The organism is Bacillus massiliigorillae (assembly GCF_000380245.2).
Classification (GTDB): Bacteria; Bacillota; Bacilli; order Bacillales; family DSM-1321; genus Bacillus_AD; species Bacillus_AD massiliigorillae.
In genome coordinates, this window is sequence record NZ_HG428745.1 from 84,607 (window position 1) to 110,662 (window position 26,056).

29 protein-coding genes are annotated in these 26,056 nt (G+C 35.8%); 11 read left to right on the forward strand and 18 right to left on the reverse strand.

Annotation, left to right across the window (positions count from 1 at the left end; genetic code table 11):
* Positions 1–145: 145 nt before the first annotated feature.
* Entirely contained in the window at positions 146–1,294 is a 1,149-nt protein-coding gene (locus TX86_RS21895; protein WP_042352185.1) for an FAD-dependent monooxygenase, read from the forward strand.
* Between the two features lie 58 nt (positions 1,295–1,352).
* Here the strand turns inward: TX86_RS21895 and TX86_RS21900 are convergent, their stop codons facing one another.
* Positions 1,353–1,733, reverse strand: coding sequence for a hotdog fold thioesterase (locus TX86_RS21900; RefSeq protein ID WP_042352187.1), 381 nt, complete (start codon positions 1,731–1,733; stop codon positions 1,353–1,355).
* 180 nt (positions 1,734–1,913) lie between these two features.
* Here TX86_RS21900 and TX86_RS21905 point away from each other — a divergent pair, with 180 nt between their 5' ends.
* Complete coding sequence (locus TX86_RS21905; RefSeq protein WP_052343832.1) at positions 1,914–2,330, forward strand: YuzC family spore coat inner layer protein; 417 nt, start codon at positions 1,914–1,916, stop codon at positions 2,328–2,330.
* 44 nt (positions 2,331–2,374) lie between these two features.
* On the opposite strand, the gene TX86_RS21910 is transcribed toward TX86_RS21905, so the two are convergent.
* Entirely contained in the window at positions 2,375–3,871 is a 1,497-nt protein-coding gene (locus TX86_RS21910; protein ID WP_042352188.1) for a leucyl aminopeptidase, read from the reverse strand.
* A gap of 384 nt (positions 3,872–4,255) precedes the next feature.
* Between TX86_RS21910 and TX86_RS21915 the strand changes: the two genes are divergently transcribed.
* Together TX86_RS21915 and TX86_RS21920 are read left to right on the forward strand one after the other, a co-directional pair.
* Positions 4,256–4,732: a divergent PAP2 family protein gene (locus TX86_RS21915; RefSeq protein WP_042352190.1), complete on the forward strand. Its 477-nt coding sequence runs from the start codon at positions 4,256–4,258 to the stop codon at positions 4,730–4,732.
* 15 nt (positions 4,733–4,747) lie between these two features.
* Entirely contained in the window at positions 4,748–5,533 is a 786-nt protein-coding gene (locus TX86_RS21920) for a cobalamin-binding protein (protein WP_042352192.1), read from the forward strand.
* A gap of 98 nt (positions 5,534–5,631) precedes the next feature.
* Here TX86_RS21920 and spsC read toward each other — a convergent pair whose 3' ends face one another.
* The 4 genes from spsC to TX86_RS21940 all read right to left on the reverse strand — a co-directional run bounded on the left by spsC (position 5,632) and on the right by TX86_RS21940 (position 8,815).
* Positions 5,632–6,297, reverse strand: coding sequence for a stationary phase survival protein SpsC (gene spsC / locus TX86_RS21925; RefSeq protein ID WP_042352193.1), 666 nt, complete (start codon positions 6,295–6,297; stop codon positions 5,632–5,634).
* Between the two features lie 280 nt (positions 6,298–6,577).
* On the reverse strand, positions 6,578–6,901 hold the full coding sequence (locus TX86_RS21930; protein ID WP_042352195.1) for a YuiB family protein: 324 nt from the start codon (positions 6,899–6,901) through the stop codon (positions 6,578–6,580).
* 129 nt (positions 6,902–7,030) lie between these two features.
* On the reverse strand, positions 7,031–7,513 hold the full coding sequence (locus tag TX86_RS21935) for an NUDIX domain-containing protein (protein WP_042352197.1): 483 nt from the start codon (positions 7,511–7,513) through the stop codon (positions 7,031–7,033).
* Positions 7,514–7,585: 72 nt separating this feature from the next.
* Positions 7,586–8,815 carry an NAD(P)/FAD-dependent oxidoreductase gene (locus tag TX86_RS21940; protein ID WP_195892940.1) on the reverse strand — a complete coding sequence of 410 codons (1,230 nt, stop codon included), beginning with the start codon at positions 8,813–8,815 and terminating at the stop codon, positions 7,586–7,588.
* Between the two features lie 537 nt (positions 8,816–9,352).
* Between TX86_RS21940 and TX86_RS21945 the strand changes: the two genes are divergently transcribed.
* A complete protein-coding gene (locus tag TX86_RS21945) occupies positions 9,353–10,348 on the forward strand; it encodes an NAD(P)/FAD-dependent oxidoreductase (protein ID WP_042352200.1) in 996 nt (331 codons plus the stop codon).
* Positions 10,349–10,486: 138 nt separating this feature from the next.
* On the opposite strand, the gene TX86_RS21950 is transcribed toward TX86_RS21945, so the two are convergent.
* Positions 10,487–10,846, reverse strand: a complete 360-nt coding sequence (locus TX86_RS21950; protein WP_042352202.1) for a HesB/IscA family protein — start codon at positions 10,844–10,846, stop codon at positions 10,487–10,489.
* Between the two features lie 192 nt (positions 10,847–11,038).
* Here TX86_RS21950 and TX86_RS21955 point away from each other — a divergent pair, with 192 nt between their 5' ends.
* A complete protein-coding gene (locus tag TX86_RS21955; protein WP_042352203.1) occupies positions 11,039–11,737 on the forward strand; it encodes a DUF2225 domain-containing protein in 699 nt (232 codons plus the stop codon).
* An 85-nt stretch (positions 11,738–11,822) separates the two neighbouring features.
* Here the strand turns inward: TX86_RS21955 and TX86_RS21960 are convergent, their stop codons facing one another.
* Positions 11,823–12,062, reverse strand: a complete 240-nt coding sequence (locus TX86_RS21960; RefSeq protein ID WP_042352446.1) for a YuzB family protein — start codon at positions 12,060–12,062, stop codon at positions 11,823–11,825.
* A gap of 418 nt (positions 12,063–12,480) precedes the next feature.
* On the opposite strand from TX86_RS21960, the gene TX86_RS21965 reads away from it, so the two are divergent.
* Positions 12,481–13,548: an NAD(P)/FAD-dependent oxidoreductase gene (locus tag TX86_RS21965; protein ID WP_042352447.1), complete on the forward strand. Its 1,068-nt coding sequence runs from the start codon at positions 12,481–12,483 to the stop codon at positions 13,546–13,548.
* A 46-nt stretch (positions 13,549–13,594) separates the two neighbouring features.
* Here TX86_RS21965 and TX86_RS21970 read toward each other — a convergent pair whose 3' ends face one another.
* Entirely contained in the window at positions 13,595–13,927 is a 333-nt protein-coding gene (locus TX86_RS21970; RefSeq protein WP_042352205.1) for a YuzD family protein, read from the reverse strand.
* A 138-nt stretch (positions 13,928–14,065) separates the two neighbouring features.
* On the opposite strand from TX86_RS21970, the gene TX86_RS21975 reads away from it, so the two are divergent.
* Positions 14,066–14,302 (forward strand): NifU family protein, encoded by a 237-nt coding sequence (locus TX86_RS21975; RefSeq protein ID WP_042352206.1) that lies wholly within the window; start codon positions 14,066–14,068, stop codon positions 14,300–14,302.
* Between the two features lie 117 nt (positions 14,303–14,419).
* On the opposite strand, the gene thrB is transcribed toward TX86_RS21975, so the two are convergent.
* The 4 genes from thrB to yutH all read right to left on the reverse strand — a co-directional run bounded on the left by thrB (position 14,420) and on the right by yutH (position 18,872).
* Positions 14,420–15,343: a homoserine kinase gene (thrB, locus tag TX86_RS21980; RefSeq protein WP_042352208.1), complete on the reverse strand. Its 924-nt coding sequence runs from the start codon at positions 15,341–15,343 to the stop codon at positions 14,420–14,422.
* A complete protein-coding gene (gene thrC, locus TX86_RS21985; RefSeq protein WP_042352210.1) occupies positions 15,340–16,401 on the reverse strand; it encodes a threonine synthase in 1,062 nt (353 codons plus the stop codon). The genes thrB and thrC overlap by 4 nt, the downstream gene beginning before the upstream one ends.
* The gene (locus tag TX86_RS21990) at positions 16,401–17,696 is read right to left on the reverse strand and encodes a homoserine dehydrogenase (RefSeq protein ID WP_042352211.1); all 1,296 of its coding nucleotides are present in this window, start codon (positions 17,694–17,696) and stop codon (positions 16,401–16,403) included. The genes thrC and TX86_RS21990 overlap by 1 nt, the downstream gene beginning before the upstream one ends.
* Before the next feature lie 174 nt (positions 17,697–17,870).
* Positions 17,871–18,872 (reverse strand): spore coat putative kinase YutH, encoded by a 1,002-nt coding sequence (yutH, locus tag TX86_RS21995; RefSeq protein ID WP_052343834.1) that lies wholly within the window; start codon positions 18,870–18,872, stop codon positions 17,871–17,873.
* Positions 18,873–19,116: 244 nt separating this feature from the next.
* Between yutH and TX86_RS22000 the strand changes: the two genes are divergently transcribed.
* Positions 19,117–19,614, forward strand: a complete 498-nt coding sequence (locus TX86_RS22000; RefSeq protein WP_042352213.1) for a phosphatidylglycerophosphatase A family protein — start codon at positions 19,117–19,119, stop codon at positions 19,612–19,614.
* A 56-nt stretch (positions 19,615–19,670) separates the two neighbouring features.
* On the opposite strand, the gene TX86_RS22005 is transcribed toward TX86_RS22000, so the two are convergent.
* The 4 genes from TX86_RS22005 to TX86_RS22020 form a co-directional block, all read right to left on the reverse strand.
* Positions 19,671–20,999: an aminotransferase family protein gene (locus tag TX86_RS22005; RefSeq protein WP_042352215.1), complete on the reverse strand. Its 1,329-nt coding sequence runs from the start codon at positions 20,997–20,999 to the stop codon at positions 19,671–19,673.
* Between the two features lie 713 nt (positions 21,000–21,712).
* Positions 21,713–22,480, reverse strand: a complete 768-nt coding sequence (gene nucF, locus TX86_RS22010; protein WP_042352217.1) for a 5' nucleotidase NucF — start codon at positions 22,478–22,480, stop codon at positions 21,713–21,715.
* Positions 22,481–22,594: 114 nt separating this feature from the next.
* Positions 22,595–23,038 carry a GNAT family N-acetyltransferase gene (locus TX86_RS22015; RefSeq protein WP_081707800.1) on the reverse strand — a complete coding sequence of 148 codons (444 nt, stop codon included), beginning with the start codon at positions 23,036–23,038 and terminating at the stop codon, positions 22,595–22,597.
* A gap of 156 nt (positions 23,039–23,194) precedes the next feature.
* Positions 23,195–23,632 carry a DUF86 domain-containing protein gene (locus TX86_RS22020; protein ID WP_042352218.1) on the reverse strand — a complete coding sequence of 146 codons (438 nt, stop codon included), beginning with the start codon at positions 23,630–23,632 and terminating at the stop codon, positions 23,195–23,197.
* A 263-nt stretch (positions 23,633–23,895) separates the two neighbouring features.
* On the opposite strand from TX86_RS22020, the gene glpX reads away from it, so the two are divergent.
* A complete protein-coding gene (gene glpX / locus TX86_RS22025) occupies positions 23,896–24,864 on the forward strand; it encodes a class II fructose-bisphosphatase (protein ID WP_042352220.1) in 969 nt (322 codons plus the stop codon).
* Positions 24,865–24,875: 11 nt separating this feature from the next.
* Positions 24,876–25,142, forward strand: coding sequence for a DUF3055 domain-containing protein (locus tag TX86_RS22030; RefSeq protein WP_042352222.1), 267 nt, complete (start codon positions 24,876–24,878; stop codon positions 25,140–25,142).
* A gap of 529 nt (positions 25,143–25,671) precedes the next feature.
* On the opposite strand, the gene TX86_RS22035 is transcribed toward TX86_RS22030, so the two are convergent.
* Positions 25,672–25,956 carry a YutD family protein gene (locus TX86_RS22035; RefSeq protein ID WP_042352223.1) on the reverse strand — a complete coding sequence of 95 codons (285 nt, stop codon included), beginning with the start codon at positions 25,954–25,956 and terminating at the stop codon, positions 25,672–25,674.
* Between the last annotated feature and the right edge of the window lie 100 nt (positions 25,957–26,056).

The following is a 26,056-nucleotide window of genomic DNA, read 5'->3' on the forward strand; positions in this document are numbered from 1 at the left end:
CTTCCTTTTTCTTTTTTTACTAATCATATTCAAAAATTTGAAAGTTTGTCGATAAATACTAAAAAATTGATTTTTTTAGATATATTACCATTGAAATATTTGATACACACTTAAAAATTTATTGATTTCTTGGAGGAGGATACTAATGCCGGGTCATATTGCAATCTTAGGCGGAGGGATTGGGGGACTCAGTGCGGCAATTGCATTACAAAAAACCGGATATGATGTCACCATTTACGAAAAGCATCATGATTTAATAGAAGTTGGAGCGGGAATCATTCTAGGAGCTAACGCATTAACATCACTTGATTTCTTAGATGTTGGAGATGATATACGTAAAATCGGTTATGCAGAAAACATATGTACTATTCGCTCAGATCGAGGTAAAAAACTTACAGAGCTAACATATGATGGGTCTCAAACTACGAACTATACATTTTTACTACGGTCTGAATTAACTCATATACTTGCATCAAGCTTAAAACCCAATACGATTGTTTTTAATAAAAAACTGAAAGATTTCAAACAGCATGAAGACTCTATCACACTTTATTTTGAAGATGGGACAATCTCTACAGCTAGTCATCTCATTGCTAGTGACGGGATTTTTTCAACTGTTAGACAAAAGCTTCTTCCAGATAAACAACTACGCTTTGCTGGATATACCTGTTGGCGTGGAATAGCTGAAAACTGCCCAAATTATATTGAGAAGAGATTTACAGAAACTTGGGGACCAAAAGGAAGAATTGGCATTGTTCCATTATCTAATAATCGGATGTATTGGTATGCTTTAAAAAATTGTCTGGCTGACGACTTAGAATTTAAGCAATGGAAAAGCTCCGATTTATTTTATAATTTCATTAATTATCATGATCCAATCCCAACGATACTTGAACGAACATCAGATGAGTTTATTAATCATCGTGATATTTATGATTTAGAACCAATCTATCAGTTCGCCTTTAACCGCATCTTACTGTTAGGAGATGCGGCTCATGCTACAACACCAAACATGGGCCAAGGCGCTGGACAAGCAATTGAAGACGCCTTATTTTTAGCTCTTTGCCTAAAAGATGCAAGCGACATAACACAAGCTTTTAAAAACTATGAAGAGCAAAGATTGGAACGTACGAGGAAGGTCGTTAAAGATTCCTGGATGTTCGGAAAAGTAGCTCAAATCGATACACCTCTCCTCTGTTCAATACGTAATAAAGTAATTGAAATAGCTCCAAACAAAGTACATCATAAGAAAATCAAAGAATTATTCGATATCACTAAAACATTAAAAGTATAATAATCTACATCATAGCTTTGTTCGGTGATAACGAAGCACCACCGAGCAAAGCTTTCGTTTATAAATCAATAACAGCCATCGTACATCTTGATACACAAACTAGTTTTTCTTCTTCATCCACTATTTTTATATCCCATACCATTGTTTTTCTTCCTTGATGTAAAACTGTTGCAATCGCTGTAACAACACCTTCTTTTTTACCGCGTATATGATTGGCGTTAATTTCTAAACCTACTACAGCTTGCTTTTCTTGATCAATAAGCTGAAAGGCACCAACACTAGCCACTGTTTCAGCCAACGCTACTGATGCTCCTCCATGTAAAAGTCCAAACGGTTGTCTAGTTCTGTCATCCACAGGCATTGTAGCAATAACTTTTCCTGCTTCCAATGTTGTTATTTCCATTCCAAGTGTTTCAATTAATGTACCTTTTAAATCCATTAATAAATCCCCCTATAGTTTATTTCTCATGTCTTTTTTCTTGATTCTAAATATGTGAATTCATCTCTTCAACAGGATAGCCGAGAGCATAATTATTTTTGTACGTCATATCATGTTTATAGCTCTTTTATTCTTTAAACTTCATGAAAAGATGGATTTATGAAAAGAAGGTGATAATACGTGCACAAACTACCCTATATTAATTATACTCCCTACAATCCTTATATTCCTGCCTACTACATCATTCCTCAACAGCAACCGCTCTATTATCCAGCAAATTTCGAGCATCGAGTCATGTATCCTCCAGTTGACCCTACTATATTTATGAAATCGGCGCATCAATCTCAGGACTTACTAAATGATGCTCAAAAATTATCGAATCAATTATCAAATTCTACAAGCTTCTCTAAAGAAATAATCGAAGCTGCTCAACAATCGAAAACAGAGAAAGTCAAGCAAATGATAAATACATTAGCCCTAAAAAACCACTCAGATATCTACTATAATCCAAATGGAATCACCATTACATTGAAGCCAAAAGAACAACATAATAACTGCTGTACAGTCACATTATCAATGAAGTGGCAAAATATCTGAAAACAAGAGGTGCCCTAAAGTAATAGGGCACCTCTTGTTTTTGATTATTTCTTAAAATCTTGAACTAACTGAGCTAATGTTTTTGTCATTACACCAGTTCCACCATATGTTTGTAATTCACTTGGTTTCTTCACTGTTGCAGTACCCGCTATATCTAAATGCACCCATGGTGTGTCTTCAGCAAACTCACCAACAAAAGCGGCTCCCATAATGGCATGACCATCTCTACCTGGCGAATTATTCAAATCAGCGATTTTACTGCTCTTCACTCGATCACGATCTTTTGCCGTAATCGGAAGCTGCCACATTGGTTCTCCAGTTTTTTCGGAAGCATCTTGTACTTGCTTGAGAAAGCTTTGATTATTCGTAAATACACCCGTCATCTCATTTCCTAGCGCTACTACTACACCACCTGTTAAAGTCGCTATATCGACTAAATACGAAGCTCCATGATGCTTCGCATATGTAACAGCATCGGCTAGTACAAGTCGTCCCTCAGCATCTGTATTTAATACTTCAATCGTCTTCCCACTTAAAGAAGTAATAACATCATCTGGTTTCATTGCAGTCGCACTGACCATATTATCAGTCGATGCAATTACTGCTACTACGTTTTGTTCTGGCTTTAGTTCACCAATAATCTCCATTGCACCAAGAACTGCTGCTGCTCCTCCCATATCGGACTTCATCCCTACCATACTTTCACGAGGTTTAAGTGAATATCCTCCAGTATCATACGTTATTCCCTTTCCTACTAACCCAATAACATCTTTCCATTCTGGCTTTCCTTGATACTTCAGAACAATCATTGCTGGCGGTTCAACTGACCCTTGATTAACAGCTAATAATGCTCCCATACCTAAATTTTGCATTTCTTCTTTATTTAGAACTTCCAATTCAAATCCATATCGTTTACTTAAATCTTCTGCATACTGCGAAAGTGTTGTGGCCGTTAAAATATTAGGTGGTAAATTTACTAGTGTACGAGCAAAGTTCGTCGCTTTTCCGTATACGAAACCTTTTTTTAGTTGATTATGTATTTCTTGATGATTCTCATTCGAAATAATATTGAACTGATCAATACTACTTGATGATTTCTTATTGCTTTGCTTATAGCCGTCAAATGTATAAAGAGACAGCATATACACTTCACCTAAAAGTGCCGCAGCTCTTTCAAATGTAATCGAACTTCCTGTTAAAGAATCTATATCAACTGTAATAGATGACAATCGTAAATCCTTCACCTTACGAAAAGCCCTAGCTACTCCTTCCTTCCAGCTTTCTTCCGTTAACTGCGATTCTCTACCTAATCCAACAAAAATAATCCGCTTCGTTTTTACTTTTCCAAGTGTGGGAATGGTTGTGATGGCTTTCTTAGTAGTAGAAATATCTCCACTTTTTATTAGCTCTATTAAATCATCATTCATCGCGGCATTACAAGCTGGCAGAATGCCCTTTAACATTGTACTTGGATGATAGACTCCAACAATCAAACATTCAATCTCCGACTCTGAATTCCATTGATTTTGCATAGAAAACATGAATATTCCTCCAATAACTAGTTATTTCACTAAAAAATATCAATATACAGAATTTTTTATACGTTCTTTTCTGTATGTTTACTTCTTTACTCAAGTACATATGCTCAATCATTAATCTTACGCTTAAAATTATTATAAAACAAAAAATTTTAGATGGTATGGTTGGATCTACTTCCTTTAACAAAATTCGGAAAACAAATTCATATTTTTTACAAAACAAGTTATGTAACTTCATACAATTTCTTTATACTAATGAAATACACAAAATATGTTTTATATAAAGACATAATGTCTATATATTTAAACAACCTAATATAATAATGCCTTCCATATATATAAAACATTCCATAAGCATTATAATTAAAATAAAGAAGGTGAAGACTTATGAGCGCAGTATGGAATTTTCCAATAATCGCATCTCTCACTGCTATTTTTTTCGCACAGTTTGTAAAAGTACCAATAGGTTACATTGCTACTCGTCGATTTGATTGGTCATTATTAACAAGTACTGGTGGTATGCCAAGTTCTCATTCAGCTGCTGTCACGGCTCTTGCTACAGCAGTCGCTATAGAAACAGGCTTAGACTCTCCTATCTTTGCAGTAGCAACCATATTCGCAATTATCACCATGTTTGATGCAACCGGTGTTCGAAGACAGGCTGGTGAACAAGCTGCCGTATTAAATAAACTAGTTCATGACTTTCAAACTTTCGTTCAAGAAGCAAAACATTGGCAAGAACAAGCCGTACAAGAAAAGCAGAAGAAGTTGAAAGAATTGCTTGGACATAAGCCCATAGAAGTTTTTTTCGGTGCTTTAACAGGAATTTTCATCGCTCTGTTACTTCATTATTTACTATATTAAATGAAGGAGTATACCATGAAAGTCATTTCTTTATGCCCTAGCAATACAGAATTATGTGCAACTTTACAAATTGAAAATCTACTAATAGGCGTTGATGATTATTCAGACTATCCCGAATCCATACAATCACTTCCACGACTAGGACCAGATTTATCAATTAATATGGATCAAGTCGAAGCATTACAACCCGATTTGGTTCTTGCTTCATTAAGTGTACCTGGAATGGAAAAGAATGTAGCGGAATTAGAAAGACGAGGTATTCCACATCTTGTTCTTAATCCAAATTCCCTTCAAGAGATTGCAGAAGATTTAATCATCGTCGGCGAAGCATTGGGAATAGCCGACAAAGCTAAAGAACAAGCTTCTTTATTTCTAGCGGAAATAGAGAAATATCGAAGCATATCTAATTCAATAATGGATAAGAAAAAACTGTATTGGGAGTGGTGGCCAAATCCTTTATTCACACCTGGTGGTAAGAATTGGTTAACCGAAATCAGTGAATTAGCAGGTGGTCGAAATATCTTTGATACAATCGATGTAGCAAGTGCGCAAGTACAGCATTCTGATGTAATCCAGCGTAATCCAGATTATATCCTCCTTGCTTGGGTAGGAGTAGCTCAGCATCGTGTTAAACCAGAACTTGTATTAAAGAGAGAAGGCTGGGAACAAATTACCGCTATTCAAACTGGAAACATCAACATAATGGAGGAACATTTATATTGCAGACCATCACCACGATTACTTGAAGGATTAAAAAAACTCGCTAACTTATTACATCCAGATCAATTTAGTGATTCTTAAGAGCTGACTAAATAAATGAAGTTATTTACTATAACTGGTTGTCATTACAAAGCAAAAAGGCTGTCCTCTAGACTTATAGGACGGCCTCTTTCATATCATTATTTCTTTTGCTTATTTGTAATCTGTTGACGAAAAACTTGGACTTCTTCTTTCTCATTTAAAGCCGTCAATTCATCTTCAGTTAATGACCCTGTACCTCTTTGAATAATATATACTTCTACTTCTCGTTTACCCCATTCATCATATACATCTTGTACTGTCTCATAATATAAATCAAGACGATTACCTTTTATTGCTCCTCCCTTATCTGCAACAACTCCATATCCGTAGTCAGGAATCCAAAGAATTGTGCCTATAGGATACACATTTAAATCAGCCGCTATCGTTGAATATACATCTCTTTTGACCTTAACACCTGAATAGGTAATACCATATGACGGATGATTAACAGTCTTTCCAGTGGATTCAACACCAGCCGTATAACCTGTAGCAACGACGCTAGCTTTCTCGTACTGCTTTAAATCTAAACCTAAATATTCTTCCAAAGTCTTAGGCATTTCAATAGTAGAAGCCTTAACAGCTGTACTCACTACTGCATGCTTCTCTTCACTGGATTTCGAATTCACACTCAAAACATGATTCTGTAAATACTGAATCACATTCGTTGCACTCACTCCAGAAATGTAAGTATATGTTGATTGTAGAGCTAACAGCAAAAGTACTATTAAGATGATTGTCTTAAAAATAATTCTCCTATGTGTCATGAATTATTTCCTTCACTCCTCTCAGAAATATTTGTTTCCTAAAAGAAAAGAAAATATTCATAGAAAAGCGAAAGCATCCGTTTTGCGACGTATAGATTGGAGTACTTCGACTGAGATAAAGGAAACACGAAGAGCTGATAAGCGATTCGATGTTGACTTATCGTAGGGAGATGCGCGAAGTACACTAGTCGCTGGGCGCTGGAGCTAGACAATTAGAAAAGCCGGCACCGATTCTTTTAGCACATAGAAAAAAGCACAGTTCCTACTACACTGTGCTTCATTAAAACATTTGATATCCTTTTTTACGTAAATACTTCATTGTAACCCCTGCTCCTACAGCACCTAAGAAACCACTGGATAAAATAATGATATCCGCTGTTGCAATCCCCGTTACTTTTTCTCCCATATGTCCAAAAGTAGTACTTGGGTCTTTAAAATAGTTAATGAGCTTTGCATTATTAATAATATATAATGCGATTATTGGAAACAATAATGCCATAATCCATGAAGCTCGGAATAACATATTTAATAAAAATCCAATACCAAAAAATAAAATAAAAAATAAGACAATTGAAATTATCAATGATGGTATAGTTAATTGCATTTAGTACTAGCCCCCTTTGAAACATCATAATTAAGTGTACTGAACGAATTGTTTTCAGTCAATTATAAAATTACAAAAGAAACCATATGTACAATATTTTTGAAACTTTAACTTGATTTACTAAAAATATTAAACAAACAATTTATAAGATAAATATCCAAAATGATTTCCTGGATTCACACCATTTATTACTTCTTTAATATCATTTGTATCAAAATGACGAAACTGCTCTAGTAAAACCGATCGATTCTCATCTTTCATTAATTGCTCTGGGTGCATAAAACGAGCCTCGTACAATTCTTCAGTTTGCGTAACAATTTCACTGCTCACAGGCTTACATAAGAAAATTAGCATATTATCGCTACATCCGATAGACAGAACCCCACTTCTTACACCGATTAAGCCTAATACTTCTATATCGATTCCTGTTTCTTCCTTAATTTCTCGAATAACAGCTTCATCAACCGTTTCATCACTTTTAACAAACCCTGCTGGAAAAGACCATTTTCCTTTTAAACCACCATACTTTTTCTTTACGATTAACCATTCTCCTTGTTCATTAATAACCATACCGGAAACAGCTAACCACACATCTTTACATCTCTCTCGCACACAAATCTCCCCCTTTATCTATAAAAAAACGCCCTACCTTCATGGTAAGACGTTTTCATAAAAGATGCTATATTATAGGAATTTAAATTTTCCTTTTTTCATTACTAATCCTGGACCACCAACTATGAATAATGATCGATTATCAATTACTTTCTTCATAAATGCAGCAGGAGTTCCTTTTAATCGCTTGCCGAATACAAGGCCAATCGCATCATTGTGACCTAATGAGCAAACCATACCTTTAATATCTGCTTTAAAATTTTCTAACTGACCTTGATCACGTACTAATGCAGTAATATTTTTCGCGCAAGTAACAGCTTGCTGCATCGCAATCTGAGCAGTTGGAGGATATGGACGATTAACTGCTTCATCAATCATTAATGAACCATCACCAATAATAAAGATATTCTCTTCACCTGGTACACGAAGATCTAAATTAACCTTTACTCGACCGCGCATTGTTTCAATACCCATGTTCTCAACAATTGGATTTCCTCTTACGCCCGCTGCCCAAATAACAGTTAAAGATTTAATCTCTTCAATCTCGTCACCTTTTTTCACAAGGATTCCTTCAGGAGTACATTCCGTAATTGCTGTTTGAATTTTAAATTCTACACCTTTTTTCTCTAATTTTGATACTGCGTAATCTACTAGGTCTTTATCAAAACCAGGTAATACAGTTGGTGCAGCTTCCACACAAATGATTTTTACATTTTGGATGTTTACATTGTATTTTTTACATAGCTCAGGAACTCTTTGTACTAATTCACCTAAGAATTCAACACCAGTAAATCCAGCACCACCGACAACAAATGTTAAACGTTCAGCTTTCGGCTCCGCTTCTTTACTATAAATAGCAAACTGCTCTTCAATATGCTCACGGATTTTTCCAGCTGTATGCATATTCGTAATTGTAAATGCATGTTCTGCTAAACCTTGAATACCGAAAGTTTCCGGTACTGCTCCAATACCAATAACAAGATAATCATATGTTAACTCGCCATTTTCTAGAATTACTTTCTTATTCTCTTTATCAATCTCTACTACAGTATCTTGAACAAACTGAACTTTATTTGAATCAATAATATTATCAATTTGGTAACAAACACGATTCGGATCAATCGTACCAGCAGAAGCCTCGTGTAACCAAGTAGTTTCATAGTGATAATCATTTTTATTAACTAATACGATATCAGCTTCGTTTGCACCTAATAACTTTTGTAAACGTACTATTGTTGTTAAACCAGCATAGCCAGCCCCTAAAATAACGATTTTCTTCTTTGCCAAAATATTCACTTCCATCTTTCAATTATGATAATAAATCTATAGTTGTTTATACTAACAAAGGATTTTCAACATATAATTGAGAAATAAAACGAATAAGCAGAGAAGCTTCTAACAGTTTTATTTATAATTATTTCTTATATGTTTACCAAAAAATCACTTTACTAGTATTGTATTTTTTGGAAATTGACTTTTATATGTGAAACCATTCACTAACTCAGTCAAAAAAATATTAAAAATTGGTCACAAAAAATTAACATTATCCTCAAATAGATAATAGCTTTTTTTAAATGCTTTTTCAAGCACATATCTTGCAAAAAATAATAAAGTAAAAATTCACAATTATCATTCATAAAAATCGAATAAATAGTTAAAAGCAACAGCTCTCCCATGTAACATTTCCATTTTTCTATTGAATGTAATATTTTAATAAAACATTATAACTTTTTACACAAAAAGATATATTTAGACCATTAAATATTATTAGTATTTTATGCACTTTCTTATGTTAAAATGTATCGTATATTGAGAAATTTCAAATAAGGGGGAATTGGAGTGAGTGTAGAACCAAAAGTATATGATATTACAATTATCGGTGGCGGACCGACTGGATTATTTACTGCTTTTTATGGTGGAATGAGACAAGCATCAGTCAAAATCATCGAAAGTCTCCCTCAGTTGGGCGGACAACTTTCTGCGCTTTATCCCGAAAAGTATATTTATGATGTTGCGGGCTTTCCAAAAGTACGGGCTCAAGAACTTATAGATAATTTAAAAGATCAAATGGAGAAATTTGATCCAACAATTGTTCTAGAAGAAGCCGTTGAACAGCTTGAAAAACAAGTCGATGGAACATTCAAGCTAACAACTAATAAAGATGTTCATTATACCAAAACAGTCATTATCACGGCTGGAAATGGAGCATTCCAACCTAGACGCCTTGAACTTGACGGAGCAACAATTTATGAAAAGTCTAACCTCCATTATTTCATCAATGATTTAAATCAATTCGCAAGTCAAAAAGTTGTTATTTGTGGTGGTGGAGATTCCGCTGTTGACTGGGCTTTAATGCTTGAAAATATCGCTGAAAAAGTATATATTGTCCACCGTCGTGATAAATTCCGTGCACACGAGCATAGTGTCGAAAACTTAAACAACTCTGACGTAATCATCAAAACACCTCATATACCAGCTGAAATTATTGGCGATGGAGAGAAAATCTCTCAAATAGTCCTTGAACATGCTGAAAACGGCACAAAAGAAGTCATCGATCTCGATGCGCTTATTGTTAACTTCGGTTTCATTTCCTCATTAGGCCCTATTAAAGATTGGGGATTAGAAATTGAAAAGAACTCCATCATAGTAAACTCAAAAATGGAAACAAATATACCAGGCATCTATGCTGCAGGTGATATCTGTACATATGACGGCAAAGTTAAACTAATTGCGTGTGGATTTGGTGAAGCTCCTACAGCTGTCAACAATGCAAAATCACTTATCGATCCAAAAGCAAGAGTTCAACCAATGCATAGCTCTTCTATGTTTAAATAATTATGAATTGGCTATTCATATTTTAAAATATGAATAGCCAATTTTAATTAAACAATGAAAAGCCTCCTCAAATAGTTATACATTAACTACCGAGAAGGCCTATAATTCATATTCTCTATGTTAATAAGAGAAATTCCCTTAACACTCTTCAGGCTTACCAGCATTCTGCGCTGTACGGAATGAAGAACCACAGCCACATGATGCAATGGCGTTTGGATTATCGATAGTAAATCCTCCACCCATCATTGATTGCTTATAGTCAATTACAGTTCCTTTTAGTACTCCAGCACTTTCCTGATCAACTAAAACTGCTATATCATGCAAATTCATTTCAATATCATTTTCATTTGCTTCTTGTGTAAATCCCATTCCATAAGAAAGACCGCTACAACCGCCACCATGAACGGCAACACGAAGGAAATTACCTTCTTCATTATTCTTCATCATATCTTTTATTTGTAATGCTGCTGCATCAGTAATTGTTATAATTTGTTCCATATTATAAACCTCCTATTTATAAATTGGGGAAGCTACTTGCTATTACAAGTATATACAAAAAAGCGAATTTGGCTCAAGTCTTTGGTTTCTTCTAGCAAAGTTCATAAATATTCTGACTTTCCCCTTCTGATTCTTTATTCATATAGTATAATGGAACATAAGAAAATATTACCATGAAAAGAGAGGATTAAGATGGAAAATATAGAACCATTATATGATAAAAAACTTCAATGCCCGATTTGTAGTGCAAACTTCACATCAAAGAAAGTCCGTTCTAAATTTATTAAAGTAAATACTTACGATACAGACTTTTGTCCTGTTTACGAAGAGGGAAGTATAAACGGGCTACTTTATAATGTGTTTGTATGCCCTGATTGCGGATATTCTTATTCTGAAGATTTTTCAAAATATTTTCCACCACCTACTAAAGAAAACATCCAAGAGAAAATTCAATCTCATTGGACTCCACATAATTTTAGTCAAGAAAGAACTATACCAGCTGCCCTTCAAACCTATAAATTAGCTGCATATGTAGCTTCATTGAAGAAAGAAAAACATATTGTAATCGCTGGATTACATTTACGTACAGCTTGGCTATATCGCATGATAAATAAAATAGAGAAAGAACAACGTTTTATGAAGATGGCAATCGAGGAATATTCTCAATCTTACTCAAATGAGGACTATAAAGGCACACAGGTTTCAGATGTACGTATCCTCTATTTATTAGGTGAATTATCGAGAAGAACGAATCAATATGACGAAGCAATTAAATATTTCTCAATGGTTATTGAAAGAAGAAAGAGAAGCATTGAAACAAAGTTAATAGAGATGGCTCTTGAAAGATACCATGAAATGAAAGAATCTAAAAAACAAGATAAATGTAACTAGTTTGTGAAAAAAACAGAAGTACCCTAAAAAGAGGATGTGTAGAGTAAATCTACTAACACCCTCTTTCAATTTATCATTCATTATATTAAAACATTGGATTTTCTTCTAAATATTCATAGATATTTTCTACTAATTCATCAGGACTATCTCCTGTTACCATATCTCCGTTTACTAAGGCATACATATAGTGATCGCATTTTCCGCAATAATTAAGACATCCATATTCTATTATATCTAAATTAGGATCTTTTTCGAGTTTCTCTAAAGCTTCTTGTGCCCCTTGAGCCAAGTTACTTACACAGAATTCAATAATTGGCTTTATCACTTTCTTCACCTCTCTACCTTCTGCTATGCTACCGCCTTTTTATGTAACAGTCAAATTTTTGAAACTTATTTTTGGTTATATATTACTTAAAAATGAACCAATACTCTCCTAAATCCACCCTCTGAATAGTCAGAAATCTTTCTGATTCTTTAGTAGGAGTGAAAGCTTTTCACTTCATTCAATTATGCTCATTGTTTCACTTTATAGATTTTTCGCAATATTGTTGTAGTTTTGTCACAATTTCGATATACTACATTATGAATGGCTATGGGGAGAAATAATGGGACATAGTGAAGTGAAGACGTTTTCATGCCTTCTATACTATTTTCCATTTAATATAGAAGTGATATATATGGGTATTTATAAATTACTTCCAGTACAAATAACAAACAAGCATAACAACAAAGGGGATTTTGCGATGAGAAAACTAGTTATACTTGGCGGAGGATACGGCGGCATGAAGCTGTTACAACGTTTCCTTCCAAATCAGCTACCTGAAGATGTTACTATTACTTTAATAGACCGTAATCCATATCATAGTTTAAAAACAGAATTTTACGCCTTAGCTGCTGGGACAATTCCAGATCAGCATATCCGTGTTCCTTTTCCTGAACATCCACAGCTTTCATATGTTAGTGGAAGTGTAAAAGAAATCGTGTTAAATGATAACGCTATTATCCTAGATAATGATGAAACTATTACGTATGATGATCTGGTAATTGGCTTAGGTTGCGAGGATAAGTATCATAATGTACCAGGTGCAGATCAATTTACGTATAGTATCCAAACCATCGATAAATCTAGAACAACATATCAAACTTTGAATGGTCTTACTAAGGGAGCAACAGTATCTATTGTTGGAGCAGGACTAAGCGGAGTAGAATTAGCAAGTGAACTTATTGAAAGTCGACCAGATCTAAAGATTAAATTATTCGATCGTGGCAAACATATTTTATCTTCCTTCTCACCACGCCTTAGTGCTTATGTAGAAGGCTGGTTTGATGCGCACAATGTTGAAATTATTAATCAATCTAATATTACTAAAGTTGAAGAACAAGCTCTTTACAATCACGATGAAAAAATTCAAAGTGACGTAATTGTTTGGACAGCGGGTATTCAACCTAGCAAAATTGTCCGCGATTTAGATGTTGAAAAAGATAAACAAGGTCGTGTAAAGTTAACTCCTCAACATCTTATTCCGAATTACGATAACGCATTTGTTGTAGGAGATTGCGCTAGTCTTGACCATGCTCCAAGTGCTCAACTAGCAGAAAGTCAAGCGGAGCAAATTTCTACTGTACTGACAAAAAAATGGAATGGTGAACCACTGCCAGAGAGTTTCCCTAAAATGAAATTGAATGGTGTACTAGGTTCGCTAGGTAAGAAACAAGGGTTTGGTTTAGTATCAAATCGTGCAATAACCGGAAGAGTAGCGCGTATGCTAAAGTCTGGTGTACTTTGGCTGCATAAATACCATAATGGTTAATAAATGGAAGAAGAGGCTGTCCTTAATATAGACAACCTCTTCTTTCTTATTGTTCAGCAATACGATAACCGTGCTGTTCCATCGCTTGAACAATCTTTTTAAGTTGGATAATCCCTTCTCCAACAATTTCATCTTCTATAACAACTACTGGATAAAACAAATCATCCTCTATAATTTGTTGGCAAAAATCTTTGTGTGCCTCCACATGCTGTTCTTTAAAAATGTCGACATAAGTCATCTGAAATGGTTGCTCTGGAAATTTCCTAGATAAAGCTGCATCTAACCACTCATATGTATCTCTAGATGAAGGCGCATTTACACAGCTGGCACAAACTTGATCAGCGCCATATACAATAATTTCTATTCTTTCTTTTCCCAATGAAATCCCTCACTTTACCTTTGATATTATTAATTTCATTGTAGTGCAAACCATTCTTTTCCGAAAGTAAGAATACTCAATGGATTTTTTAGATGGTAGTGATTATAATATGATTAGATAAGGAAAGGAGTCGATAGAATGTCTGAGCAAACAATGACAGAACAAGTTCAAGAAGTTCTAGATAAATTACGTCCATTTTTATTACGCGATGGAGGAGACTGTGAACTTGTTGATATTGAAGATGGAATTGTAAAACTTCGTTTACTTGGCGCTTGTGGAAGCTGCCCAAGTTCTACAATTACACTAAAAGCAGGCATCGAGCGTGCTCTTCTTGAAGAAGTACCTGGTGTTGTAGAAGTAGAACAAGTTTTTTAATAAAATACGAAAATCGTCACCAGTCCATACTCGGTTATAAGTCGAGCATGGCAGGTGGAAGGTTAGACAACACAAAAAATAAGAGGGTGTCCTAAAATTAGGACACCCTCTTTACTTTTATGAATTCTGCACTAAATCTGCTTTACTTAGTACAACACAACCATCTTGATCAATATACAAATGTTTTACCGTACAATCTTCAAATCGTTCTGAAAGTGCTTGTATTAAGTCTGGCATATCCTTAGCTTCCGCGAAGCAAACAACTGTTGGACCTGCACCGCTCAATGCTACTCCAAATGCACCTGCTGTTTCCGCAATTTCTTCCACTTCCGTTAGAAGAGGCACAAGTTTACGTCGGTAAGGTTGATGGAAACGATCACGTTTCATCATTTCACCAGCTACCTGGTAGTTACCAGATAATAATGCAGCTATGAAAGTGTTCGCAATGGCGCTTGCCTTCACACTGTCACTATAAGAGAAGGTGGAAGGTAATACATTTCTTGAATCACTTGTTAACAACTCATAGTTTGGAATAACAGCTGCCACTTCTACATTGGCTAAAGGAAGCGATAATAATTGTGTAGCACTCTCTTCATGCTCGCCCACTACTAAGCCACCAGTGACAGATGCACCAGCATTATCTGGATGTCCTTCTTCTAATGACGCTAAATGTACTTTCTCCTCAACTGAAAGTCCAAGCTTACCAAGAGTATCTGCCAATTGAATGCCGGCAACAATCGCAGAAGCACTACTTCCTAAGCCTCTAGCTAATGGTATCTCGCTATGAACCGCTAAGCGACATGGTGGTAATGTAACACCATATTTTTTAGCAGTTTGTTGTGCTATTTTTACAATATAATGATCTTCATTCGTTGGAAAAGCTTTCATCTCTTCTGTTAATGGTTCAACGACCCATTTATCACTTGGATAAACATGAACAGTTAAATATAGTGAAAGCGCAAGCCCGATTGAATCAAATCCTGGTCCCAAGTTAGCTGTGCTAGCTGGAACCCGAATCGTGCACATCATATCGTCGCTCATACTGTTGACACACCTTTAATATGGTCAATGATTGCCGCTTCATTTGTTGGTAAAACAGCTGGCTTAATCTCACTATAATCTACAGCTGTAGTTGGATCTTTCAAGCCATTACCAGTTAAGATAGCAACAACTTGACTACCTTGCTTAATTTCGCCTGTTTCCACTTGCTTAATTAAACCAGCAATACTTGCACAAGAACCTGGCTCAGCGAAGATACCTTCTGTGCGTGCTAAACGCTTGTATGCAGCAAGAATTTGCTCATCTGTTACTTCATCGATTTTACCTTTTGATTCATTCGCTGCGTTAACTGCAAACTCCCAGCTTGCAGGATTTCCGATACGAATTGCAGTTGCAATTGTTTCAGGGTTCTTAATCACTTCACCACGTACAATCGCTGCTGCACCCTCAGCTTCAAAACCATGCATTTCAGGAAGCTTTGTACCTTTTTTCTCATGGTATTCTTTAAAGCCTTTCCAGTATGCTGTAATATTACCAGCGTTACCAACTGGAATTGCAAGTACGTCTGGGGCGTCTCCTAATACATCGCAAATTTCGAAAGCAGCTGTTTTTTGTCCTTCGATACGATATGGATTTACTGAGTTAACTAGAGCAATTGGTGATTTCTCACTAATGCTACGAACGATTTCTAACGCATCGTCGAAGTTACCATCGATTGCAACGATCTCAGCACCATACATAACTGCTTGAGCTAATTTACCCATCGCAATTTTTCCATCTGGAATAATTACGATACAGCGAATTCCTAAACGTGCTGCATATGCTGCCGCAGCTGCTGAAGTATTACCAGTAGATGCACAAATAATTGTGTCGGCACCTTCTTCTACAGCTTTTGCAACTGCCATAACCATACCGCGGTCTTTAAATGACCCTGTTGGATTTGCTCCTTCATATTTAACATACAGCTCCACACCTAATTCTTTAGAAAGGTTATCACACTTCAATAATGGTGTATTACCTTCTTGGAGTGTTAATAGTGGTGTATTCTCTGTTACTGGTAAAAATTCTTTATATTCTTGAATTAAGCCTTTCCAACCCATTATGCTTCGTCTCCTTCTACTCGATACGTACTTTTCACATCATGAACTAATTCATTATCACGTAGTTTTTGTAATACATCTTCTAAATCTTTCTTCGATGCTTTATGTGTAACTAAAACAATTTCAGATTGATCTTTATCTTTTAATGGTAATTGCATGATTTTCTCAAAACTAATTTTATGTTGTGAGAATAATGTTGTAATCGATGCAAATACCCCTAACTCGTCTTTCACATGTAAACGAAGGAAGTATTTTGATAGAATCTCTTCATCAGACTTTAAGATCTTCTCATATTGAGGAGCTGCTGCGCTACGACCATTAACTCCTAATCTCATATTCTTCATAACTGCTACTAAATCTGAAACGATTGATGTAGCTGTTGGTAAACTTCCTGCACCTGGACCATAGAACATTGTCTCTCCAACCGCTTCTCCATATACATATACAGCATTATATTCATCATTAACACCAGCTAGAGGGTGAGATTCAGAAAGTAAAGTTGGTTGTACGCTTACTTCGACTTTCTCACCGACGCGGTCAGCGATACCAATTAGCTTAATTGTATAGCCAAGACGCTTACTGTAAACTAGATCTTCTTCTGTGATACTTGTAATACCCTTCACACTTACATCTGCCAAATCAATATTCATTGAGAATCCTAGAGTAGCTAAGATTGCCATTTTACGAGCTGCATCTAAGCCTTCTACGTCAGCAGTTGGATCACTTTCAGCATAGCCTAGCTCTTGAGCTTCTTTCAGTACTTCAGCATATGGACTTCCAAACTTACTCATCTTCGTAAGAATGAAGTTTGTTGTTCCGTTGACAATACCCATCATTTTCGTAATTCGATCAGATGCCAAACCATCTACTAAACCACGTAAAATCGGGATACCACCGGCAACACTTGCTTCATAAAACAAGTCACAATTATTTCTAGTTGCTTCTGCTAATAATTCTGGTCCGTGCAATGCCATTAAGTCTTTATTAGCTGTTACAACATGCTTTTTATTGCGAACTGCTCGCAATAAATAATTGCGTGTTTCTTCAACTCCACCCATTACTTCAATTACCACATCAATTTCTGGATCATCTAAAATATCATCTGCTGAGTCTGTTAACATACTCTTGTTAACAATAACTCCTCTGTCCTTCTGTAAATTCTTCACAAGAATTTTTTTAATTTTAACAGGACAACCAATTTGGTGCATTAGTTTATCCTGATGGTTTTCAATAATTTGAACTACCCCAGAACCAACCGTACCAAGACCCAATAAACCAATCGAAATAGCTTTCATATTGTATACTCCCCTTCTGTTGTTCTTTCTGAATACACATTTGTTTCCATATAAAAGACATTATATGCTTTCTATTCGTTATTTTCAATAGTCAAAAATAACAGAAAAGTTTGTACACGTTTATTGTAACAAGAAATGTACAATAAGTAGAAGAATTATATGTGTTTTTATTCCTTATAACCAATCGACTTTTGGTATGCGAAGATTTTGAATAGGAACTTCATTTACTTCGTAAAAGTAACGCAAAAATTCTTCATGATGATGAGATTGTTCTAGCATTTCTTCCAAATTCTCTTCCAGCTTTCTTTGATCCCCCATCTTCCTCGAACTAAAATAGCTTTCAACAGCCTCTAAATAATGAACAGGAAAAAGTAATCTTGCATACAATAATCGCCAAGAAAATCCGCTCAATGGTAAATTACTTTGATATTCATTCATGAATTGTACCATAGTAGGTTGAAAGGTTTGTGGTAAACGATGATAATGTTGCCTAATCCATTCACCTATATCACGGCTTTGATGGTCAAATACCCAATCAAACGGGTTCTTAAGCAAGTATTCTCCGTTCCACATATCATTGTAAAAACGCTCATGACAAACTGTTCCAGCATCCAAATTAGTAGGATTTTCATCGATTTCACAATCAACCAAATATTGAATTGCATTTTCACCCAAGCCTACATAATAAGGAAAGGATTCAACAAACAGCTTTTCAAAATCATTGATGGGATGAGCTTGTAGCTTTTCACGCCAAACCGCTTCAAGCGTATCAATTCGATTTTCCCAAAGCTCTTTCCACTTTCCTATACGATTACAAACCTTAATTGGTTCCGCAAAGGTACGTCCACGGCTATGGAACTTCGATAATTTACTACCCATTTTTATAGGTCGAGGTTCTTCGAGAAGTGTATTTTCCATTAATATAAATAGATTTCCTTCATTTTGGGACAAGTATGTATTCTCCCTCGACATTACGAAGCTGGATACATACTGATCACCTTGCTGCTGCATGAAATGAGACATCTTCAATCTTTCCATTAATTCGTCTTCATTAACTTCAGCAATGGGAACAATGGTAAATAAAGCATGCCCTGAAAAAAAACGCTGATATGCCCCCTCCATTCGTTGTCTTTCCATAGTCAATCCATAGTTCTCATAAATCACATCTTCCAGCATATGAATACTCCCCTTTTTTTCTTTCGTGTAAAATACTTTTATTCGGATACTCTATAATATATATGTGCTTTTTAACCACTCTTTTCATATAAAGTGAAAGTTTAATCGGTCGGGTTTTATTCATCTTCCACCGATTATGAGAGAAAATTTTGACATACATATCAATCTTCACCATATATTTATAGTTACAAGGTACAAGAGTGAATGCATAACATACTAATAAAGAAGAAAAGGTGAGCTAATTATGGACTCTAAACGAATTAATTTATCTGAACAAACCGCTCGCAAATGGTTAAAAGAAAGAGGCGTAACGACACAAGATATCGCTGAACTAGTTATGTATTTACAAAGCGCCTATCACGAAAATCTTTCCATAGATGAATGTCTTCATAATGTTGAAAGGGTATTATCAAAGCGAGAAGTACAAAATGCTATTCTTACTGGAATTCAGCTTGATATGCTGGCAGAAAAAAAGATGCTAGAAGAACCTTTACAATCTATCATCTCAACAGATGAAGGACTATACGGCGTGGATGAAATATTAGCATTTTCAATTGTAAATGTATATGGCTCAATAGGCTTTACAAACTATGGCTTTATCGATAAACAAAAGCCTGGCATTTTACAAAAGCTTAATGATAAATCTTCAGGAGAATGTCATACATTCTTAGACGATATCGTAGGTGCAATTGCAGCTGCTGCCTCAAGTAGACTAGCTCATAGGGCAGTGAATGCAGAATGAATAAGAAAAGCAACTCAAAAAGAACGGCAACTATTCAGCTGCCGTTCTTTTATATTTTATTGAAAAACTTCCTCTTCAATTGCTTGGAAAGTCTCATCTAATATATCAATCATTTTTTCAATTTCTTGCTTCGTAATCACCAATGGAGGAGCAAATACAAGCGTATCTTGGTCAAATACAACGGCACGTATAATTAATCCTCGTTTAGCTGCTTCATTCACAATTCTTGGTGCTAGCGGTGCATCAAAGCCTTCTCCTGTTTGTTGGTCCTTCACAATTTGAATACCACCAATTAAGCCAAGCGCCCTTACATGCCCAATAATTTTGTGCTTACTTTGGAGTTTTTTGAAGCCTTTTAATAATTCTTCTCCTCTAAGCTTCGAATTTTCTACTAAATTTTCTCTCTCAATAATTTCGATGTTTTTTAAACCCACTGCACATGCCATTGCATGTCCACTATATGTGTATCCATGTAACAATGTATCTTTGGATAATGCGATGAAATCTTGATGAATTGGCTCAGACATAATGACACCACCAAGTTGTGCATATCCACTCGTAACACCTTTTGCAAAGCATAGCATATCAGGTACTACCCCGAAATGTTCCATTCCAAAAAATGTTCCTGTACGTCCAAATCCAGTAATAACTTCATCTGCAATCATTAATATCCCATATTCGTCACAAATATCTCTTACTTCTTGGAAATACCCTTCAGGTGCAATATTAACACCACCTGCTCCTTGAACAGGCTCTGTAATAAAAGCTGCAATTGTTTCTGGCCCTTCCTTCTCAATTGTTTCACGAAGAGCAGCTGAAGACATTCCTTCTGTATAATAAAAATCAGGTGCATTTGAATTAGTGAAATCTCTAAATGGTTTTAAACCAGTTGCACTAGTCGCTCCCATCGCTACACCATGATAAGATTTCGTTCTTGAAATTATTTTCTTTCGATTCGGCTGGCCTTTTAAAATCCAATAATGACGAGCTAATTTAAAGGCCGTATCATTCGATTCAGAACCACCAGATGTAAAGAACACCGCATTTAAATTTCCCGGTGCCAAAGAGGCGATCTTTGTCGCTAAGCGAATAGCTGGTTCATTACTATATGTAGAAAAACTAGATGTGAACGCTAATTTAGACATTTGCTGCTTCGCTGCTTCTCCTAATTCTTCTCTTCCATGTCCAACATTTACATTCCATAAAGATGACATACCGTCAATGACCGTTTTTCCATTCACATCTGTCAAATGAATTCCATTACCTTCAGTAAAGATAAAAGCAGGTCCATTCGCTTGTTGTTGTGAAATGGCAGTTGTTGGGTGGATAAAGTGCTTCTTATCTAATTCTGCTAGTTCTTGACCAACTGTTGATTCTTTTAACATGAACAATACATCTCCTTTAATATTGAATATTTAGAAAATTTAATATATAAACCTCCACATAGTGTAACATCTTTTACCAATTTTTTAAATACTATTAGAAAAGCGCAAGCGCCCGTTAAGCGATGTATAGATTGGAGCACTTCGACCGAGATAAAGGAAAAAACGAAATGTGAAGAACGCCCGTTTATCGGTGACAAGCATAAGGCAAGCTGGCTAGAAGGTCGCTTTTAACCTTCTGGACTGATTGACTTATGACCTCGAGCCGATGGCGTTCAGAACTAGACAACACGAAGAGGCGGTAGCTGATTCGATGTTGACTTATCGTAGGGAGATGGGCGAAATCTACTAGTCGCTGGGCGCTGGAGCTAGACAATAAGAAAAACCGTCACCGGTCTTTTTGATTGTTATTTATTCTCCTTGATTTACTCCCAATCAAAAACGAGCGACGCGGAAATAAAGAAATGCTGAGGCGACCCGTTTAGCCCCGACAAGCATAAGACAAATTGCTTAAGAAATATGCTATTCATTGAGATGGCTTATGAGTCGAGGGGCTGGTTGCTGAAGCTAGACAACATGTATAAAACGAGCTATTCTTGAAAACCCGATTTTGGACTTCAAAACAGAATGGCTTATTTCCGAGCATGGCAGGTGTAAAGTTAGACACCAAAAAAAATGGCGTGACGATTGGTAATTCGCCACGCTATGTATACACATTATTCAAATTTCCAATTATCTAATGAAGAAATAACATGCGTTGGTTGCTGCTCATAATTTTTCAGTAATTCAGGCGTTGTTACACCTGTATGGACAAGCAATGTATCTAAACCTGCATTCATACCTGCAAGAATATCCGTATCATAATTGTCACCAACCATCAACGTATCTTCTTTAGCTACACCTAATACTTCTAATGCTTGTTCCATAATAATACTTTCAGGCTTACCAATAAAAATTGGCTGCACACCTGTAGAAACTGTAACAACAGAAGTTAGTGATCCATTACCAGGCAATAAGCCTCTTTCGGTTGGAATAGCAATATCACCATTTGTTGAAATAAATGTTGCTCCACTTCTGACACCTAAACACGCATTTGTTAATTTATCATAATTAATCTCACGGTCAATTCCCATTACAACAAAATCTGGATTTTCCTCAACAAATGTAAAGCCCTTATCCTTCAGAGCTGTTTTAATTCCTTCTTCTCCAATCACATACACAGATGCATTTGGATTCAGATGATATATATAATTAGCTGTCGCTTGACTTGTCGTAAATACCTGCTCTTCAGTAGCTGGAATATCGAATTTTTGAAGCTTAGCTGCAACCTGTGCGGGTGTTCTAGAAGAATTATTCGTTACAAATAAGTAAGGTAAATTTCGTTTTTGTAATTCGTAAACAAATTGTCCCGCTTCTTCTATTTTCTCCGTACCTCTATACATCGTTCCATCCAAATCTATTAAAAAGCCTTTGTATTGTTTCAAAGAATTCACTCCTATATGTTCAAACTACTTTAGAATGCTGTATCCAATCAATACTGTAACATAGGAAAATTATTAGTGCAAAAGAGCTTTGAGGTCATACAAAAAGCCACTCTATTAAATAGAGTAGCTAAACCAATCACCTTTTGCTCCACCAACTTTATCATAAAATCTCTGTGCTCGATGATTATCAGTAGCTGTAATCCATGACATATAGGCATATCCATTTTCTTTCGTATAATTTTCAGCACTTGCAAACAACTGTTGAGCTACACCCGTTCCTCTCTCCTGCTCCACAGCAAAGAGGTCGTTCATTACAGCAATTTTACTAGCCTTCGTTGTACTATATGTAAAATATAAAGTAACGAAACCAACAAGTTGCCCATCTCTCTCTGCCACATATTGAAGACCTTCTTTTCCTTCTAATAGCATATGGATTATTGCATGTACATCCTCAACTGGAGGACTTGGACGTTTATAGAAGTCCACAATATATTGATACATAAGATCCGTTAACTGAGGTATATCATTTTCGCTTGAGCGTCTAATAACTAATGTCAAAACAGCCACTCCTTTAATAGAATTTTCAGTAAATTATATATCCATATTTGTACAATTTCAAGAAAAATATAACATTTTATTTTTTTACACAACTAAAAAAAAATGTCCGAAAAGAAATGAACAATCACTTTTCGGACACCCCTTATGTATCAATTATTAGTTGATAAATGCTGAAACTGGACCTAATTCATTCTCTAAGTACTGTCTAACAGCAGTTGGGAATTGCAAGAACGCCGCAATATTTTGAGTAAATGTTGCTTGCAAAGCATTGTAATCGACATCTAAATAATCTTGCACAATATTTTTTCGTAATGGTAAAACATTCTTAAATTGTTGCTCCATTTCTTTTGAGATTACCTTCTCATCAAGTAAAATATCAACAATATCCTCATAACTGCCTGGATCTCTCATAATAAAACCATCAATGATTGCATTACTTACGTCTAACACACAATCTGTCATTACGTGAATAATTCTTTCAAGAGATAATTGACCTAGATTACCTTCCCACTGCTTTGTTTCTTGATAAAGCTTACTATTTTTCTCTAAGTAAATAAGATTTTGTTCGATTTTTTGTCGGTCAACGAAGTACATACTATTTCTTCCTTTCATAAATGCTTCTATAATTTGCGTACAGTACAGATTTAATTATTACTTATTAAATATTCCTTATTATTTGATAGTATCATAGCTTCTCATTCACTATCAATTCATACAAGTTTGATTTGTCCGCAATCTACAAACGCTTCCATTTTTATGTTCAAGAAAAATTCTAAGATGTTTGTGATGACCTAAACAAAAACATCAAAAGTCTGTTAGAATAGTTGATGGAATTCGATGAATTGGAGGAATTATTTTTGGAACGTGAATTAGCATTGGAAATTGTTCGAGTTACAGAGGCAGCAGCACTTGCATCCGCACAGTGGATGGGAAGAGGAAAGAAGAACGAAGCAGATAATGCTGCGACAACAGCTATGCGTAAAATGTTTGATTCAGTTAACATGGAAGGAACCGTTGTAATCGGTGAAGGAGAACTTGATGAAGCTCCTATGCTATATATCGGTGAAAAACTAGGAACTGGTCAGGGTCCAAAAGTTGATATTGCTGTAGACCCACTTGAAGGTACTACAATTGTTGCAAAAGGAAACAGTAACGCAATGGCAGTTATTGCTGTAGCAGACAAAGGAACTCTGCTTCATGCTCCAGATATGTATATGGAAAAAATCGCAGTAGGACCTAATGCTGCTGGTTTAGTACATTTAGATGATCCAATCGAAACAACAATTGATATAGTTGCAAAAGCAAATAATAAACGTGTTCAAGATTTATGTGTTATTGTACAAGAAAGAGACCGCCATCAAGATATAATTGATCGTATTCGAGCAAAGGGTGCAAGAGTTAACTTGTTCCAAGATGGAGACGTAAGTGCTGCAATTGCAACATCATTTCCCTCTACAGGAATAGACTTATTCATCGGTATTGGTGGAGCTCCAGAAGGTGTTATTTCTGCAGCAGCCATTAAATGCCTAGGTGGAGATATGCAAGCAAGACTTATTCCTCATACGAAAGAAGAAGAAGAACGTTGTATTGAAATGGGACTAAAAAACCCAAGACAACTATTAACGTTAAATGACTTAGTATGCGGGGAAGATGCTATCTTTGCAGCTACTGGTGTTTCAAACGGAGACTTATTAGCAGGCGTACGTTTCTTAGGCGGAGATTTAGTTGAAACAGATTCAATTGTAATGCGAAGTAAAACAAAAACTGTGCGATTCGTAAAAGCACATCATCATTTAAGTCATAAGCCGCATCTTGTTTTTGTATAAGGGGGATTTGTGTGGAAGAACGCTTTTATTTATACGACGATAAGGAACAAACAACAACTCGATTTGTCAGCTTTGTGGGAGAAAGTGAACGATTTGATTTAGCCATCACATCATCTGAACGATTCTATGGAAAACAGCTTGTGCTCAATATGCAAAGCAATCGCTTCGCCATTATTGGACCAGATGATTTAGAAGAAGAAGGTTACCTTGAGCATGTATATAATCTCTCGGAAAGCCTGGCAGAAGAACTAAAGAGTTTTCTTTCAGATATTATCTGACTAAGAAAAGCGCAAGCGCCCGTTTTGCGACATATAGATTGGAGCACTCTTCTTTCGATAAAGGAAAAACCGAAATGTGGAGAACGCCCGTTTATCGGTGACAAGCATAAGGAAAGCTGGCTAGAAGGTCGCTTTTAACCTTCTGGACTGATTGACTTATGACCTCGAGCCGATGGCGTTCGGAACTAGACAATACGAAGAGGCGGTAGCTGATTCGATGTTGACTTATCGTAGAGAGATGGGCAAAATCTACTAGTCACTGGGTGCTGGAGCTAGACTATAAGAAAAACCGTCACCGGTCTTTTTCGAGTAATGCCTACGCTCCTTGATTTACTCCGAAACGAAAAAGAGCTATGCGGCAGAAATAAGACGAGCTGTTCTTGAAAACCCGCTCTTGGTTTTCCAAACAGGTTGGCTTATTTCCGAGCATAGCAGGTGTAAGGTTAGACACCGCGAAAAATATATACATTCTTATCTTGATAAAAATGAGGCATGTCAAAAGTGGTTGCAAATCACTTTTGACACAGCCTCATTTTTTATCACTCTTCAGTCTCTTTACTACAAAGTATGGACAACCAAAATTACAAAATTCATATAAATATTCAGATAACGTACTTATTTTTGTATCAAAGGAAGCTTTTTGATTTTGATCCTCAAAAAAACCTCGTAACCTTAATTGACCGTATCCCCAATCACCTACAACGAAATCGTATTTATTGAGAATATCACTATAACGCGCCTTAAACGCTTCTTCGTTAAACCCGTTACGGAAGTCTTCAACCACTTCATATTGAAGATTATTGATTGTTACCATTTTCTCACCTCGAACTCCATTCCTTGCTTCATTATACCCTATGTACGATTATTTCTAAAAGAAAAAAAGAAAAGGCTGTCCGAAAAGTGAAATTATCACT